Source organism: Pseudomonas sp. A014, from assembly GCF_052378495.1.
Classification (GTDB): Bacteria; Pseudomonadota; Gammaproteobacteria; order Pseudomonadales; family Pseudomonadaceae; genus Aquipseudomonas; species Aquipseudomonas machongensis.
Genome location: NZ_CP199001.1, coordinates 4,576,896 through 4,591,958, shown reverse-complemented (window position 1 = coordinate 4,591,958; position 15,063 = coordinate 4,576,896). Strand labels below are relative to the sequence as shown.

17 protein-coding genes are annotated in these 15,063 nt (G+C 63.1%); all 17 read left to right on the top strand.

Going from position 1 to position 15,063, the window contains the following annotated elements; all coding sequences use genetic code 11:
• Position 1: 1 nt before the first annotated feature.
• Entirely contained in the window at positions 2–613 is a 612-nt protein-coding gene (locus ACTYOL_RS21380) for a phage tail protein I (RefSeq protein ID WP_065862267.1), read from the top strand.
• Positions 606–3,326 carry a phage tail-collar fiber domain-containing protein gene (locus ACTYOL_RS21375; RefSeq protein WP_444757031.1) on the top strand — a complete coding sequence of 907 codons (2,721 nt, stop codon included), beginning with the start codon at positions 606–608 and terminating at the stop codon, positions 3,324–3,326. Before ACTYOL_RS21380 ends, ACTYOL_RS21375 begins: the two co-directional genes overlap by 8 nt.
• An 11-nt stretch (positions 3,327–3,337) precedes the next feature.
• A complete protein-coding gene (locus ACTYOL_RS21370) occupies positions 3,338–3,775 on the top strand; it encodes a phage tail assembly chaperone (RefSeq protein WP_444757030.1) in 438 nt (145 codons plus the stop codon).
• Positions 3,776–3,901: 126 nt separating this feature from the next.
• The gene (locus ACTYOL_RS21365) at positions 3,902–5,068 is read left to right on the top strand and encodes a phage tail sheath subtilisin-like domain-containing protein (RefSeq protein ID WP_444757029.1); all 1,167 of its coding nucleotides are present in this window, start codon (positions 3,902–3,904) and stop codon (positions 5,066–5,068) included.
• Between the two features lie 13 nt (positions 5,069–5,081).
• Entirely contained in the window at positions 5,082–5,591 is a 510-nt protein-coding gene (locus ACTYOL_RS21360; RefSeq protein WP_444757028.1) for a phage major tail tube protein, read from the top strand.
• Between the two features lie 11 nt (positions 5,592–5,602).
• Positions 5,603–5,905, top strand: a complete 303-nt coding sequence (locus ACTYOL_RS21355; protein WP_063545900.1) for a phage tail assembly protein — start codon at positions 5,603–5,605, stop codon at positions 5,903–5,905.
• A gap of 124 nt (positions 5,906–6,029) precedes the next feature.
• Positions 6,030–8,060 carry a hypothetical protein gene (locus ACTYOL_RS21350; protein ID WP_444757027.1) on the top strand — a complete coding sequence of 677 codons (2,031 nt, stop codon included), beginning with the start codon at positions 6,030–6,032 and terminating at the stop codon, positions 8,058–8,060.
• Positions 8,061–8,075: 15 nt separating this feature from the next.
• The gene (locus tag ACTYOL_RS21345) at positions 8,076–8,921 is read left to right on the top strand and encodes a phage tail protein (RefSeq protein WP_112899008.1); all 846 of its coding nucleotides are present in this window, start codon (positions 8,076–8,078) and stop codon (positions 8,919–8,921) included.
• Positions 8,896–9,102 (top strand): tail protein X, encoded by a 207-nt coding sequence (locus ACTYOL_RS21340; protein WP_444757026.1) that lies wholly within the window; start codon positions 8,896–8,898, stop codon positions 9,100–9,102. Before ACTYOL_RS21345 ends, ACTYOL_RS21340 begins: the two co-directional genes overlap by 26 nt.
• 40 nt (positions 9,103–9,142) lie before the next feature.
• Complete coding sequence (locus ACTYOL_RS21335; protein ID WP_444757025.1) at positions 9,143–10,177, top strand: phage late control D family protein; 1,035 nt, start codon at positions 9,143–9,145, stop codon at positions 10,175–10,177.
• A gap of 25 nt (positions 10,178–10,202) precedes the next feature.
• Positions 10,203–10,787, top strand: coding sequence for a 2OG-Fe(II) oxygenase (locus ACTYOL_RS21330; protein WP_197890593.1), 585 nt, complete (start codon positions 10,203–10,205; stop codon positions 10,785–10,787).
• Between the two features lie 6 nt (positions 10,788–10,793).
• Positions 10,794–11,603, top strand: a complete 810-nt coding sequence (locus ACTYOL_RS21325) for a hypothetical protein (protein WP_197890595.1) — start codon at positions 10,794–10,796, stop codon at positions 11,601–11,603.
• A gap of 50 nt (positions 11,604–11,653) precedes the next feature.
• A complete protein-coding gene (locus ACTYOL_RS21320) occupies positions 11,654–12,199 on the top strand; it encodes a hypothetical protein (RefSeq protein ID WP_197890597.1) in 546 nt (181 codons plus the stop codon).
• A gap of 102 nt (positions 12,200–12,301) precedes the next feature.
• Positions 12,302–12,850 (top strand): glycoside hydrolase family 19 protein, encoded by a 549-nt coding sequence (locus ACTYOL_RS21315; protein ID WP_153773106.1) that lies wholly within the window; start codon positions 12,302–12,304, stop codon positions 12,848–12,850.
• A complete protein-coding gene (locus tag ACTYOL_RS21310; RefSeq protein WP_420029855.1) occupies positions 12,844–13,344 on the top strand; it encodes a lysis system i-spanin subunit Rz in 501 nt (166 codons plus the stop codon). The genes ACTYOL_RS21315 and ACTYOL_RS21310 overlap by 7 nt, the downstream gene beginning before the upstream one ends.
• A 59-nt stretch (positions 13,345–13,403) precedes the next feature.
• Positions 13,404–13,886 carry a CinA family protein gene (locus ACTYOL_RS21305; protein WP_153773105.1) on the top strand — a complete coding sequence of 161 codons (483 nt, stop codon included), beginning with the start codon at positions 13,404–13,406 and terminating at the stop codon, positions 13,884–13,886.
• 104 nt (positions 13,887–13,990) lie between these two features.
• The gene (gene recA, locus ACTYOL_RS21300; protein ID WP_054891029.1) at positions 13,991–15,058 is read left to right on the top strand and encodes a recombinase RecA; all 1,068 of its coding nucleotides are present in this window, start codon (positions 13,991–13,993) and stop codon (positions 15,056–15,058) included.
• Positions 15,059–15,063 lie beyond the last annotated feature (5 nt).

Sequence of the window (15,063 nt, the reverse complement as noted above, 5' to 3'; positions counted from 1 at the left end):
CATGCACAGCCTTCTGCCGCTCAACCGCACCCCGCTGGAGCGGGCCATCGAAACGGCTGGCGACGAAGACCTCAAGGTCACCCTGCGCCAGCTCTACAACCCCGACACCTGCCCCGCGCACCTGCTCTACCAGCTGGCCTGGGCCTGGTCGGTGGATCGCTGGGACGACAGCTGGAGCGACACCGTCAAGCGTTCGGTGATCCGCTCGGCATTCTTCGTCCATGCCCACAAGGGCACCCTCGGCGCCCTCAGGCGGGTGGTCGAGCCGTTCGGTTACCTCATCGAGGTGCAGGAGTGGTGGCAGGCCCAGCCTGCCGGGGTGCCGGGGACCTTTGCGCTGAAGGTGGGCGTAGAGGACAGCGGCATCGACGAACAGACCTACCAGGAGCTGACTCGGCTGATCGAGGACGCAAAGCCGATCAGTCGACACCTGATCGGACTGGATATCAGTCTGGAGACCTTCATCCCCGCCTATCAGGCCGTCGCCTTGAACGAGGGCGAACTGCTGGAGGTTTATCCCTGGGAGGCTGCGGATATCGAAGTGCGTCTGGGCGCTTTCAACCTGGTGAACGACCACACCCTGGACTTATTGGACATCTACCTAAATGGCTAACTCGACCACTCAATTCGGTGGGTTCCTGACCAACATCGGTATCGCCCAGCAGGCCAACACGGCTGCGCTGGGTCTGCCCTGGAACATCACCCACATGCTCATCGGCGATGCCGGCGGTGAGCCCTCGCAAACCCCCGATCCGACACCCAAGCCGACCCAGACCGCTCTGGTACGCCAAGTCTATCGGGCGCAACTCAATGCGCTCTATCCATCACCTGCCGATCCGGGTGTGCTGGTGGCAGAGCTGGTGTTGCCACCCGAGATTGGCGGCTGGTGGATTCGCGAGCTGGCGCTGGAGGATGCCAGTGGCAACCTGATCGCCATCGCCAAACCTGCACCGAGCTACAAGCCCCTGCTGGCGCAGGGGTCGGGACGAACCCAGACCATTCGCATGCACGTGGTGTTCGGTAACGTCGCCAACGTTAATCTGAAGATTGATCCGAGCATCGTACTGGCCACCCGGGACTATGTGGACAAGGCGCGCGAAGCCGCCGAGCTGTATGCACGCAATCAACTCAAGGCCCATGTGGAAGCCGCTGACCCGCATCCCCAGTACCTGCGTCGGGCCGACGCTGCGAAGGATTCAGGCCCGTTGGCCTGGCTGGGCGACGCCAAGGGCACCGCTGATGCCCTGGTGCTCGAACTGAAGAGCCGCGAGACCGTGCTGACAGCTTATGCCGCAGGTCAGCGCTTCCAGTTCAAGGCCACAGCGACCAACACGGGAGCGGTTACTGTGCGCGTCAACGGACTCGCCGCCGTGCCCGTCAAGAAGGCCGGCACAGGTGGGCTGGTCGACCTGGTAGGGGGCGATATTCGCGCTGGCGCCTTGTACGACCTCAACCATGACGGTACGTACTTCCAGCTCGGCGGTGGCGTCGGCGCGGGCAAGGCGTTCGAGCGATACTCCTTCGAGGCCTCGGTCGGGCAGACGGTATTCGAGGTCGCACACACCGTTGGAAGTACCATCGTCCTGCGCAACGGACGCGAGGTCACTGATTACTTGTCCGACGGGCAGCGCATCACCTTCATGGCGCCCTGCACGCTCGGGGAGTCGGTGGAAATTCTCGCATTCAGCGCGTTCCAGTCTGCCAACACCTACACCAAGGCCGAGATCCAGGCACTGTTGAAGACAGCTTCGGCATTGCCGGTCGGCACCATGCTGCCATTTCCACGCGGTACGGTGCCTGCAGGCTTCCTCGAAGTCGATGGCAGTACCCAGAGCGCCGCGGTCTATCCGGATCTTGCTGCTTATTTGGGCGGTGCGTTCAACAAAGGGAACGAGCAGAGCGGATTCTTCCGGTTGCCGGATTCTCGGGGTGAGTTCTTGCGGGGTTGGGACCATGGGCGGGGGGTAGATGTCGGGCGTGGCCTTGGCAGCTTCCAGGACGAGTCGTTCAAGTCTCACGAGCACAAAGACGTTGGCTTTATTGATAACGTCGGGGCCGGGTCTGGTGCCAGCGGCGTTTCGGGCGCCACCGGCCCTGTAACCACAATATTCGGCAAAGGGTACGGCAGCAGCGCCTCCTCCACGGCGAAAGCCTACAAGGAAACAACCCCAGGTTCGCTGAATGGATCGATTGCCGGTTTGATTTCTGGCAGCACTGGCGGAGCTGAAACACGACCTCGAAATCTGGCTGTCATTTGGTGCATCAAGGCCTGGAATGCGCCGGTCAACCAAGGGCAGATTGACGTAGCGGCGCTTGTTGAAGAGTTGGCCAAGTTGCGATCCGCGATGCCGGTCGGTGCCATCGTGCCATTCCCGATAGCCACGCCACCTGCGGGGTATCTGGAGCTGGACGGAAGTTTACAAAGCAGCGCTGGCTATCCGGACCTTGCCGCCTATCTGGGCGCAGCCTACAACAAGGTTGGTGATCCGGCCGGTTACTTCCGCCTTCCGGACTACCGCGGTGAGTTTCTGCGTGGCTGGGACCATGGCCGTGGTGTGGATGCTGGCAGGGGAATGGGTTCCTATCAGGACGATGCCTTGCAGAACCTTGTTGGATCGCTTGGCCTGCGTGGTGGTACAGGCACCGGGCTTGGCGTGCTGGGAGGTACCTCAGGCGTATTTACCGGCTCCTACGCCGAGTCGTCGCCAGCAAATACCATCACCCGTGATCCAAACTCTGCCGCTGCCAGTGATGTGGCTCGCTTCGATGCCTCCAAAGTGGCAAGGACAGCAGCAGAAACCCGTCCTCGTAACTTTGCGGTGATGTGGTGCATCAAGGCATGGAATGCGCCGATCAATCAAGGGCAGATCGACGTCGCCGCGTTGGCTGCGCTAGCGAGAGAAGGAAGTGAAACCACCTCCGGCACCTTGCGTGTCGCATCGCAGGCCGAGGTCAATGCTGGCGTTGTAGACAACGCCGCAGTGTCCCCCCGGAAAATGCGCTGGGGCTTTTCCATGCAGTTCGGCGCCAACGGCTACTTGATGCTGCCCACATGGCTCGGAGGTTTGATCCTCCAGTACGGTTCAAGCGTTAACACCACCGAAAACGCGGATGTCAGCTTTCCGTTGGCTTTTCCAAATCGCTGTTTTTGGGTAGGCGCCTATGACAATACCCAGCCTGGTGGTAGCACGCGTACCTTCTGGCAGTTCCGAGGGCTCAGTAACACGGGAATGAACGTGCTGAACATTGGCTCCTACACCAAGGGTTCGGTGGGCTGGGGCAACCCCACACTTTCCGCCTGCCCCTATTTTGCTATTGGTTACTGAGGCAATACTGCATGAAGCGCTATTACAGCAAAACCACAGGCACTACCTATTTGGAAGGTATCCACGCTGACATCCCAATGGATGCCGTAACGATTTCTGAAGACTTGTTTCGGGCGATAATTTGCAATCCTCCGCCAGACAAGCTCCGTGCCCATGACCAGCAAGGCCTACCCGTTCTCATCGACCCTCCCGCGCCCACGCTTGAGCAGTCTTCGAATGCCGAGCGTCTATGGCGAAACCTGCAACTGCAAACGAGTCAATGGCTTGTGGCCAGGCATGTCGAGCAGCAGGAGTTGAACCTCGCCCCAACACTGACGCCTTCTCAGTTCGCTGAGCTTCTGCGCTACCGGCAGGCGTTGAGAGAGTGGCCTGAGTCTGAAGGCTTCCCCGATGACTCCCTGCGTCCGCTGACACCTTCGTTCGTCGAGTCCGAATCCGCAGCAAGCTGATTCGCAAAAATCATCGGGATTCGTAGCTTCCCCTTGCACGGGGAATGTCCACCTCGAACCAGATACCCCAAGGCCCCGCACCCGCGGGGCCTTTTCATTTCATCCGCAAACCTGGAGTAACCCTACATGAGTGGATTCTTCCACGGCGTCACCGTAACCAACGTAGACACCGGCGCCCGCAACATCGCACTGCCGTCGTCCTCGATCATCGGCCTGGTCGACACCTTCACCGAAGGTTCCGGTGTCACGGCCAAGGCCAACGACCTCGTCCTCATCACCAGCGAGCGTGAAGCCGTGGCCGCCTTCGGCGCCGATGCGGCGATCACCAAGGCCTGCCGCGCCATCTACAGTCGCGCCAAGGCGGTCATCGTCGCTTGCGGCGTGGCCAAGCTCGAGGAGGCGGCCGAGCAGACCGCAGCGATCATCGGCAACGTGCTCGCCGACGGCAAGCGCACCGGACTGCAGGCGCTGCTCGACGGCAAGAGCCGTTTCAACGCCCAGCCGCGCCTGCTGGTCGCGCCCAAGCACAGCGCCACCCAGGCGGTCGGCACCGCGTTGGTGGCACTGGCCGACAAGCTGCGCGGCATCGCCATCATCGACGGCCCTGGCACCACCGATGAAGCGGCGCTCGCCTATGCCAAGAACTTCGGTGCCAAGCGCGCCTTCCTGGTCGATCCGGGCGTGCGCTACTTCGACACCGTCGCCGAGACCACCGTCGATGCGCCAGGTTCGGCCTGGGTCGCCGGCCTGTTCGCCTTCACCGACCGCGAGTACGGCTTCTGGGCCTCGCCATCGAACAAGGAGTTTGTCGGCATCACCGGCACCAGCCGCCCGGTGGAGTTCCTCGATGGCGACGACAGCTGCCGCGCCAACCTGCTGAACAACGCCAACATCGCCACCATCATTCGCGATGATGGCTTCCGACTGTGGGGCAACCGCACCCTGTCCAGCGATCCGAAGTGGGCCTTCGTCACCCGCGTGCGGACCATGGACATCGTCATGGACGCGATCCTCTACGGCCACAAGTGGGCCGTCGACCGCTCCATCACCGCCACCTACGTCAAGGACGTCACCGAGGGCTTGCAGGCCTTCATGCGCGACCTGAAGAACCAGGGCGCGATCATCAACTTCGAGGTCTTCGCCGATCCGGAGCTGAACACCGCCAGCCAACTGGAGCAGGGCAAGGTGTACTGGAACATCCGCTTCACCGACGTACCGCCTGCCGAAAACCCCAATTTCCGCGTCGAAGTCACCAACCAGTGGCTGACCGAAGTCCTCGATTCCGCCGCTTAAGGAGCGCATCTACATGGCAATGATTCCCGAAACCCTGGCCAACCTGAACCTGTTCGTCGACGGTGTGAGCTTCCAGGGCGATGTACCCAGCCTGACCCTGCCCAAACTGACCCTGAAAATGAAAGAACACCGTCCCGGTGGCATGGACATGCCCGTCGAGATGGACCTGGGCATGGAGAAGCAGGAAGCGGCCTTCACCACCACTGGCGTGCGCCGCGAGTCGCTGAAGTTCTTCGGCCTTGCCGATGGCACGGCCTTCAACGGCACGTTCCGCGGCGCCTTCAAGGGCCTCAAGGGCCAGATCAATCCAGTCATCGTCACCCTGCGCGGCTCGCTCAAGGAAATCGACATGGGCGACTGGAAATCCGGCGACAAGGCCGAGATCAAGCACAGCGTCGCGCTCAGCTACTACAAGCTGGAGGTTGATGGTCGCCTGGTCTACGAGATCGATGCCCTGGGCATGAAGCGTGTGATCGATGGTGTCGACCAACTGGCGGCGCAGCGTACTGCGCTGGGCCTGTAAGGGAGGTGCTCATGGCTCAGGAAAACCGCCAGCCCCAGTGGCTGAACCTTGCAGCCGACCGCGTCACGGTGCGTTTGTCGCGTCCGAGCGAGGCCAATGGCATTCAGGTCGACAGCCTGACGTTGCGGGCCCCGACGGTGCGTGACATGCGCAACGCCCAGGCCGGCGGCGCCAGCGACGACGAGCAGCGCGAGCTGAACTTGTTCGCCTCGCTGGCCGAAGTTGGTATCAAGGACCTCGAAGGCCTCACCCTGAAAGACTACGGCCGCTTGCAGGCCGGGTATTTTCGCCTGGTGCAGGACGACGAGGTTTGACCCGACCCGGCAGAAGGCCGCCGCAAGGCGGCTGGCCAAGGAGCTGAACTTTTCCGCGAGCGAAATCATGACCATGTCGTTCAGCGACATGGTCTGGTGGCTTTCGGATTGAGAGGATTAACGGATGGCGAACAAATCAGGGATTGCCCTGGGGGAAGCCGTCGCATCTGGCTCGGCTTTCCCTGGCGCGCTCGATGACTATCGCGCCAGGTTTACCGATCATTGGGCGCCTTACGGCAAGGCGCTTCAATCGTTTTCGTCACCGCTGGATATCTGGCGACCAGGCCCGTATCCATCGGTCGTGCCACAGCTGTCGAACTGGCAAGGACTCACTCCGGCACTGGAGCACCAGCCGTTACCCTTGGCTGAACAGGGATGGCGCGCATCCAACTCACCCCCGTTCGAGTTGCCCGCTCAGATCGTACATGCGTACCCCCAGCCTCGGCCGCGCGCAGATTCAACTCCCCGGATCAACGCTGATGCACCTGAAGCCCGCCAAGGGGTGGTGTCGGGGGAGGGCGAAGCAGTTTCGTCAGCCTCTGCTGATCCCACGCCGAGCCGAGCCACTGCCCGTACTCGAGCAGGGGCTGCGGCCAGGGAGGCTGCCTCTGCAACCAAGTTGGATTTGGGGTTGAAGCTCTTCCACACCGCTTCCACCGCCACCACGCCGAAGGAGCAGGCAGTGGGCTATCTCAGTGCGGTTGGGTCGGCAGTCGGCACATTAGGCGGCAAGGCCTTGGGAGCGGCGGTGCCGCGCTGGGGCACGATGGTTTCGGAGGTGGGCGGCGTTGCCTTCGGTATGGCTGGCGACAAGCTGGGCGCCTGGGCTGGCGAGCGGGTCACGAACCCTGCATCGGAGACAGCCAAGGACAAACCGCCATCAACGCCGGTATCGACTCAGTCGAAACCTGACGCGGATCCTTATTCGACGCTGTCTGGCTCAGTCAAGGACGCGCTTACGACTGCTGCGGTGGTGGGCGGGGGTTATGCCAGCTGGGAAGTACTCAAGCGGCGTTACACCAACCCAGGTGCTGTTGCTGGGACCGCCAAGGGCGTCGCAGAGAACCTCAAGGCATTGAAAATACCCCTTGCTTCGATGTTCATCGAGGCTGGTGCAAAGGCGGCCTATACCTATGGCACGGCGCAAACCCGTGAAGAAAGGTGGAGCGGTTATGGCGGCGCGGCAGGGGGCCTGATCCTTGGTGGCGCCCTGGGTGCCGCCGGATCGTTGCTGGGTCCGATCGGTACCACGATAGGGATGTCGGTCGGCAACTTTGTGGGCGATCAGGTTGGGTCGGCGGTTGGCAAATATTTGGCCACCCAGTACCCGGAGCCTGCCTCCACAGAGCAGCCGGTACGGCGAGGGCTGCCGGCCAAGGCGAGCGGGACGGCAAAGGAGCAGAGCCCGGAGCGTGCCAGGTCGTCGGGACCGCCGTCTCCTCTTCGGCCGCCGGGACTTATGGCGCAGTTTGCAACTGCCGCAAGCGTTTCATCGCAACGGCGGCCTACGATGTTGACTATGCCGAAGCCGGGTTCGACTGCTGACACTGCCGGCATGGACAAGGCTCTCGTCAGGGATCTGTTGAGGCCTCCTGTGGATGAAGGGAGGGCAGCAAGTGTGGTGGCCAAGCAACGGGTTGCAGGCGCCATCGCTGAGCCTCGTGCATGGCCTCCGGCGATTCCTGGTCTTTCGTTGGTCCCCGGTATCGTGCCTTCTCCCAGATTCGAAAGTCATGGCGCCAGCGTTGCGCCCGCTGCCGTAAAGGTCGAGCTCCCTCGATCGCCTCAGAAGCCGTCAAGGCCGGCTGCTGTACTGGGGTTGCCGAAGGTTGCGGTGCAGGCCTCAGCGTCTGGACGTTCAGCTGTAATGGACAAGCCCGCAGTAGAGGTGCAGGTACCAGCCGCGCAGTTGTCGGTGCCGCCGCAAGCCAGCGTCCTGCCAGATGCTCCGCCGCAAGCCCCGGCCCAACCGGTCATTACCGGCGGGGCAGGCCAGCCCTTCAACTTCACCACCAACATCCCCATCACGCTGCAAGGCGCCGCTGTTGCACACGACCAACTCGCCACCGACCTGGAACTGGCTGTGCGCCGGGTACTGGAAGAACGGCAAAGAGCTGATGAAGCGCGTCTGGCAGACCCTCTACGACAATTTTGAACCGGAGGGACATTCATGACCTACCTGGAGCAGTTGCAGGCCGCACTGCATGCACTGGTCAAGGCGGGCGAGGAGGGGCGTCGGCGTGCCGGCGCCATGCTCGACCCGATGAACCAGGCCGTGGACCACGTCAAGGAAGCCGCGGCTGAACTCGAAGCATTGCCTTGGATCGGTCCGGCCATCGGCAAGCGCCTGCAACGTACCCTGCGTGCCATCGACTCGGCGCAAGGGCGTGTCAACAAAGTGATTGCCCGCTACGACAAGAGCGTCGACGAGGTGCGCAAGGTGCAGGAGCGTGTCGATGCGTTCTCCGAACACCTGGGCAAGGCTGGCGCGGCGATCCGCAAGGTGGTGGGCGATGCCCGCGCGGTGGCAAGCGGGGTGCTCGTCACCTTCGGCTTCGCACCGCTGACAACGCCGACCGCCGAAGCGATCAAGCCATTCCCGCACCTGCTGGTGCTGCAACCGCTGAAGGCCAATGCCACACCGTACTACTTCAACCTCGATACTGCCGCGTTCGACCAGTTGCGTCGCCAGACCCGCTTTCGCTGGGCCGCCCAGGAACGCCTGAGCCGCGACAGCGCGCAGCAGGCCGTCGGCCAGGGCGAGGAGACGATCAGCATCCGTGGTGCGATCTTTCCCTCCTTCAAGGGCGGTCTAGGCCAGCTGCAGACCCTGCGCAGCATCGGTCGCCAGCTGCTGCCCCTGAGTCTGACCACAGGGTACGGCGAGGTACTCGGCAACTGGTGCCTGACCAGCATCGACGAAGACCAGAGCAACCTGCTGGCCGGGGGCATTCCACGCAAACAGGGTTTTTCACTGGAGTTCACCCGCTATGGCGAAGACCTGCAAAACGTCTGACGGCGACCAGCTCGACACCCTCTGCCAGCACTACTACGGCCACCTCAACCGCACGGTCGAAGCCGTGCTGGAGGCCAATCAGGGGCTGGCCGACGAAGACCAGCCCCTGCGCGCCGGCGTGATGATCCTGCTGCCGGACCTGCCCACTGCCACGGTCAGCAGCGTGCAGCTCTGGAACTGAGCGCAGGCCCCTATCCACACCGACAACGGAGGCATGAGTCATGCAACCCGTCTTCAGCATCAAGGCCGATGGCAAGGACATCACCGCCCTGATCAACGACCGCTTGTTGCTGCTGCGCACCACCGACAAACCCGGCATGGAGTCGGATACATTCGAGCTGCGCATCGATGCCCGCGACGGTGCCCTGGCCCTGCCGCCTCGCGGCGCGGTGCTGGAGGTGCACCTGGGCTACGCCGGGCAGCCACTGACGCTGCTGGGGCGCTTCACCGTCGATGAGGTCGAGCTGTCCGGGCCGCCGGACACCCTGGTGATCCGCGGCAAGGCCAGCGACCTGTGCGGCAGTGGCAGAACCATCCGCAGCGGCAGTTGGGAGAATGTTCCGCTGCAACGCATCATCGCCGAGATCGGTGCGCGCAACGGTTGGCAGGCGATCTGCCCGGTCGCCCTGAACGTGCCGCGTATCGACCAGTACAGCGAGTCGGACTTCAACTTCATCACCCGTCTGGCCCGCCAGTACGACTGCACCGCCAAGCTCGCCAACGGCCAGCTGCTGGTGCTGCCGCGCCAAGGCGGGCAGAGCGCCGGCGGCAAGACGCTGGGGCTGGTGACGCTGCGGCGCAGCGACGTCAGCCAGTGGCAATTTCGCCTGGACGACAAGGCCACTCGCAAGGCCGTGCGCACCCGTCACCAGGACAGTGCCAGCGGCGAGCTCAAGGTGGTCGAACTGAGCAACGCCGAAAGCTCGGGCAGCCAGCGTCCTGTTCATACCGACCGCCACCTGTACCCCAATCGCGCCGCCGCCGAACAGGCTGCCCGCGCACGCCTGGCCAGCTTCAATCGCGAGACTGCCATCGTGCGCCTGGACATGCCTGGTCGCACCGACCTGTTCGTCGAGCGCAGCATAGAGGTCAGTGGTTTTGTCGACGGGCTCGACGGCCAGTACCTGATCGACTCGGTCGAGCAGGTGTTCACCGGCTCTGGCTGGCGCACCACCGTGCAGTGCAACGGTGGCAAGGCGGGCAAGGCCAAGAGTGCCGGGCGTGCAGCGGGCAGGCCCGCTTCTCTCAAGGCCTAGGCCGTTTTCGACAAGGAGTCTCTTCATGCAATCGAGTTTCAACCCGGATGCGATCCAGGTGCTGGACGACCTGCTCAGCCCCAAGGAGCTGTCCATGCTCGCCCAGCGGCTGGCCGGCCCTGTATGGCGTTTCGGCTGGGCGCAGCACTACGGCGTATTGGACCGACCGTGCTGGCATGCCTTCATTGCCGGCAGCGCACGCGAACAACGACAGGACTGCGAGCAGGAACTGCGTGAGCGCGCAGGCTGGACGTTCCTGGCCGACTGGTGGGCCGGCTTCAAGGACAGCCATCTGCCGCAGGCAACATTGCTTGGGGTCTACGCCAATGGCCAGACCAGCGGCCAGGACGGCCCTATCCACCGCGACAACCGCCCGGATGAGCCGGGCAAGACCCTGGTCATGTTCTGCAACGAACACTGGGCTTCGGCCTGGGGCGGCGAGCTGCTGTTCTTCAACGCCGCCAAGACCGATGTGATCAAGGCCGTCCTGCCCAAGCCCGGGCGAATCGTGCTTTTCGACGGACGCATTCCCCACAGCGCCAGATCGCCCGCCGCAAGCTGCAACCGCTTGCGCGTGAGCCTGGCTTTCAAGACCCTCATCAAGGAGTAGATAACCATGGCTGGAACAGTCGAACTGATCGTCGGTTATGTCGACAAGGCGGCGGGTACCGGTGCAGCCGGCACGTCGCTGATCGATCAGTACAACAGCGACAAGGAGGGCTTCGCCCTGGTCAACCAGAGCACCCAGACGGTTGCGACGGTGGCTGGGGTGACTTCCATGGTCAAGCTCACAGCCGGCTTCACGCCGTTCCTGAGCGTGACCACCAACACGCTGGCCGCGACCACGGTGTTCGTCAAGATCACCGCGGAGTACCGCACCGAGCAGCCGTTCAACACCGGCGATGTCATCAGCCTGGTGGGCAACGTTGCCGGCGTGGTCGGCGGTATTGCCCTGCTGGCCGGGTTCGGCCCTGCAGCGGCCTTGTTCACGGCGGTCGGTATTGGCGCCAACGTCTCGGGCATCATCACCTCCGACGTCAGGAACAACCTCTACCAGTCGCTGGTGAAACCGGTTTGGGAACAGTATTTCAGCGCCAACCCCCAGGCCAGCTATCCTGACTACTGGGTGGCGCCGGACCTGAAACTGGCCACGCTCGCCGAGCTGGGCGCCTACTACGCCGATCGCATCGCCACCAGTCACTGGGATCCGGCAACGGGGGCGGTATCGCTGTCCAGCGACAGCCGGAGCGTCTATGACGAGGGTGCGGCGGCTGGCGGCGGGGGAGGGGGCTATGTCGAAGGAGGCAGCTCCGGTACTGCGCCTGTGGTCTATCCCGATCTGCCGGACGCCTGGATCGATATCGGGCCGATCGAGATCGTGAACCCGGGCGATGTGTACCTGGGCAGCGATCAATACCATCGCTGAGGTTCATGGTAGGGTTGCGCTCCAGCCCAACGGTCATCGATAACGGACATATGGCTTCACTCGCCTCTCAGCTTTCTGCGCTCACGCCCCGCCAGCGTTTCATCGTCCTGCTGCTCCTAGCGATCTGCTTCCTTGCGTTCGCCGCGATCTATGCGCGGGGATATCGCGACGCTCCTGCGTCGGATGACACCCGGCTGGTCACGCTCGACGGTCGACTGACGACCCACCCCCAAGTCTGGAAGCCCCAGCCCGAGTTGGTCAGCTTTGGCGTGGCCTACGACCTGGACGGTCAGCGTCGGCAGCAGGGTTTGTATGCTTATCGCAGTGCGTTCGAGCAGGCGGGAATCGGTATGGGCACCGTGCTCAGGCTGACCGTGGAAGGCTCCGGGCGGGTGCGAGCTCTGGCCAGTGAAGAGGGCCGTATCCTGTTCGATGACCGGCTCAACCAGCAGGTCATCGAGTGGAACAATATTTCGATCCGGCGCGGCGTAATCGTCAGTGGCGTCATGTCGGCTGCAGCGCTGGCCTTCGCGCTGCTGACCGGCTGGCGGCACCGGCGGCGCATTTTTTCCCGAGGCGGTGCTGCCGAAGGCTGACGTCTCGCACCGATCCTCTGCGCCATCGTCCAGGACGCAGTCCACACCCCACTCCCAACCCAGGCTTGCCTGGGTTTTTTTTGCTTGCCAGGGAGGTTCTGCATGCTCACCGAGCGGCAACTCATTCAGATCTATCCACTCGCCGGCCAGCGTGTCGGCACGTTTCTCACACCTCTCAACGAGGCCATGGCCCGTTGGGAAATCGACCATCCCAAGCGCATCGCCGCCTTTCTCGCCCAGGTCGGTCATGAGTCCGACCAGTTACGCTATGTGAAGGAGCTGGGCAGCGATCGCTATCTTTCACGCTATGACACCGGCCCGCTGGCCCTGCGCCTGGGCAACACGCCCGAGGCCGACGGTGATGGCCAGCTGTATTGCGGTCGCGGCCTGATCCAGGTCACCGGGCGCAACAACTACCAGGCTTGCAGCCGTGCGCTGTTTGGTGATGAGCGGTTGCTGGCGCAACCCCAGCTACTCGAGCAGCCACGCTGGGCCTGCGAGTCGGCGGCCTGGTTCTGGCAGTCGCGCGGGCTCAATGCCCTGGCCGATCGTGGTGAGTTCAACCGCATCACCCGACATATCAATGGTGGGCTCAATGGCCTGGATGAGCGCCTCAAGCTCTGGGCCAGGGCTCGGGAGGTATTGTGCTGAGCCGCCTGCAGTTTGCTGCGTACGTTGCCTCGGTACTGTTGCCCGCCGCGTTGGCCTGGCAGGTTCAGGCCTGGCGCTACGAGCGTCTGCTCGCCGAGTCGGACGAGTTGCAGGCGCGCCAGCGGGTGGAGCAGGCCGAGGTGCTCAACGAACAGCTGCGTAGTGAGCGCGAGCAGCGCCAGGCGCTCGAGCGACGGCTGCACGACAGCGAGTCGATTCATTTCCAGGAGCTTACCGATGCGCAACAGAATCAGGCTCGGCTGCGTGATCGCCTTGCTACTGCCGATCTGCGCCTGTCGGTCCTGGTCGAGCGCGACGCCACCTGTTCCACAATGCCTGCCGCCACCGGCGCCAGCGGCGTGGATCATGGCGCCGTACGCGCCCGACTTGACCCGGCGCATGCTCGACGAATTATCGCCATCACCGACGACGGCGACCGGGGGCTGATCGCCCTGCGCGCCTGTCAGGCCTACATCCGCGCGCTGGCGCCGTGAATCCTTGCCTGGGGGGATGAGGGTGGTAGGGTAGTGCGCAGTCACGCAAGGAGCCTGCCATGGACCCGATCACCGTACTTTCTACCCGCCTGGGCGAACACCTGCGCCGCTTCAATGCGCAGGTGAGCACCGCCGAGTCCTGCACTGGTGGTGGCATCGCCGAAGCGATCACCCGTATTCCCGGCAGTTCGGCCTGGTTCGAGGCGGGTTACGTCACCTATTCCAACGCCCAGAAGACCCGCCAGCTTGGCGTCCCCGAGGCACTGTTCACCCAGGTTGGCGCCGTCAGCCAGGAGGTTGTCGAGGCCATGGTCCGTGGTGCCCAGGCCGCCAGCGGCGCGCGGTTTGCCGTAGCGGTCAGCGGTGTCGCCGGGCCGGATGGCGGCTCGCCGGCCAAACCGGTAGGCACCGTGTGGCTGGCGTGGGGCGATGGAGCCGACGTGAGCAGCGAGCGTCGCCACTTCGAGGGCGATCGCGAGGCGGTGCGCCGACAGACGGTGATCGCTGCGTTAGACGGCTTGTTACAGCTTGGTGCCGAGTAAATCGCTCGACGGGGGTTTGCGGAAACGAATCCCTGTGGAATAATACTGGCTACTTATACAGGTATTCCGGCCATCAGGGCCAAGTCGAACACGTGAGGATTTCAATGGACGACAACAAGAAGCGCGCCTTGGCTGCGGCCCTGGGTCAGATCGAACGCCAATTCGGCAAGGGCGCAGTCATGCGCATGGGCGATCACGAACGCCAGGCCATCCCGGCCATCTCCACCGGCTCGCTGGGCCTGGACATCGCCCTCGGCATCGGCGGTCTGCCAAAGGGCCGTATCGTCGAGATCTACGGCCCGGAATCCTCGGGCAAGACCACGCTGACCCTGTCGGTCATCGCCGAGGCCCAGAAGAACGGCGCCACCTGCGCCTTCGTCGACGCCGAGCATGCTCTCGACCCTGAGTACGCTGGCAAGCTCGGCGTCAACGTCGATGACCTGCTGGTCTCGCAGCCAGACACCGGCGAACAGGCCCTGGAAATCACCGATATGCTGGTGCGTTCCAACGCTGTCGACGTGATCATCGTCGACTCCGTGGCGGCCCTGGTACCCAAGGCTGAGATCGAAGGCGAAATGGGTGACATGCACGTCGGCCTGCAGGCCCGCCTGATGTCCCAGGCGCTGCGCAAGATCACCGGTAACATCAAGAACGCCAACTGCCTGGTCATCTTCATCAACCAGATCCGTATGAAGATTGGCGTGATGTTCGGTAGCCCGGAAACCACCACCGGCGGTAACGCCCTGAAGTTCTACGCCTCGGTCCGTTTGGACATCCGTCGTACTGGCGCTGTGAAGGAAGGCGACGAAGTGGTGGGCAGCGAAACCCGCGTCAAGATCGTCAAGAACAAGGTTTCGCCACCTTTCCGTCAGGCCGAGTTCCAGATTCTCTACGGCAAGGGTATCTACCGTAACGGCGAGATCATCGACTTGGGCGTCTCTCAAGGCCTGGTCGAGAAATCCGGCGCCTGGTACAGCTATCAGGGCAACAAGATCGGCCAAGGCAAGGCCAACGCTGCCAAGTACTTGCAAGAGAACCCGGCCATCGGTTCGGAAATCGAGAAGCAGATTCGTGAGAAGCTGCTGACCTCCGGCGCTGTCGCCGCTGCTGGCAAGGCCGCCGCCGCTGAAGCTGATGCCGACGATATGGCTGATGCTGAAGCCGGTTATTGATATCG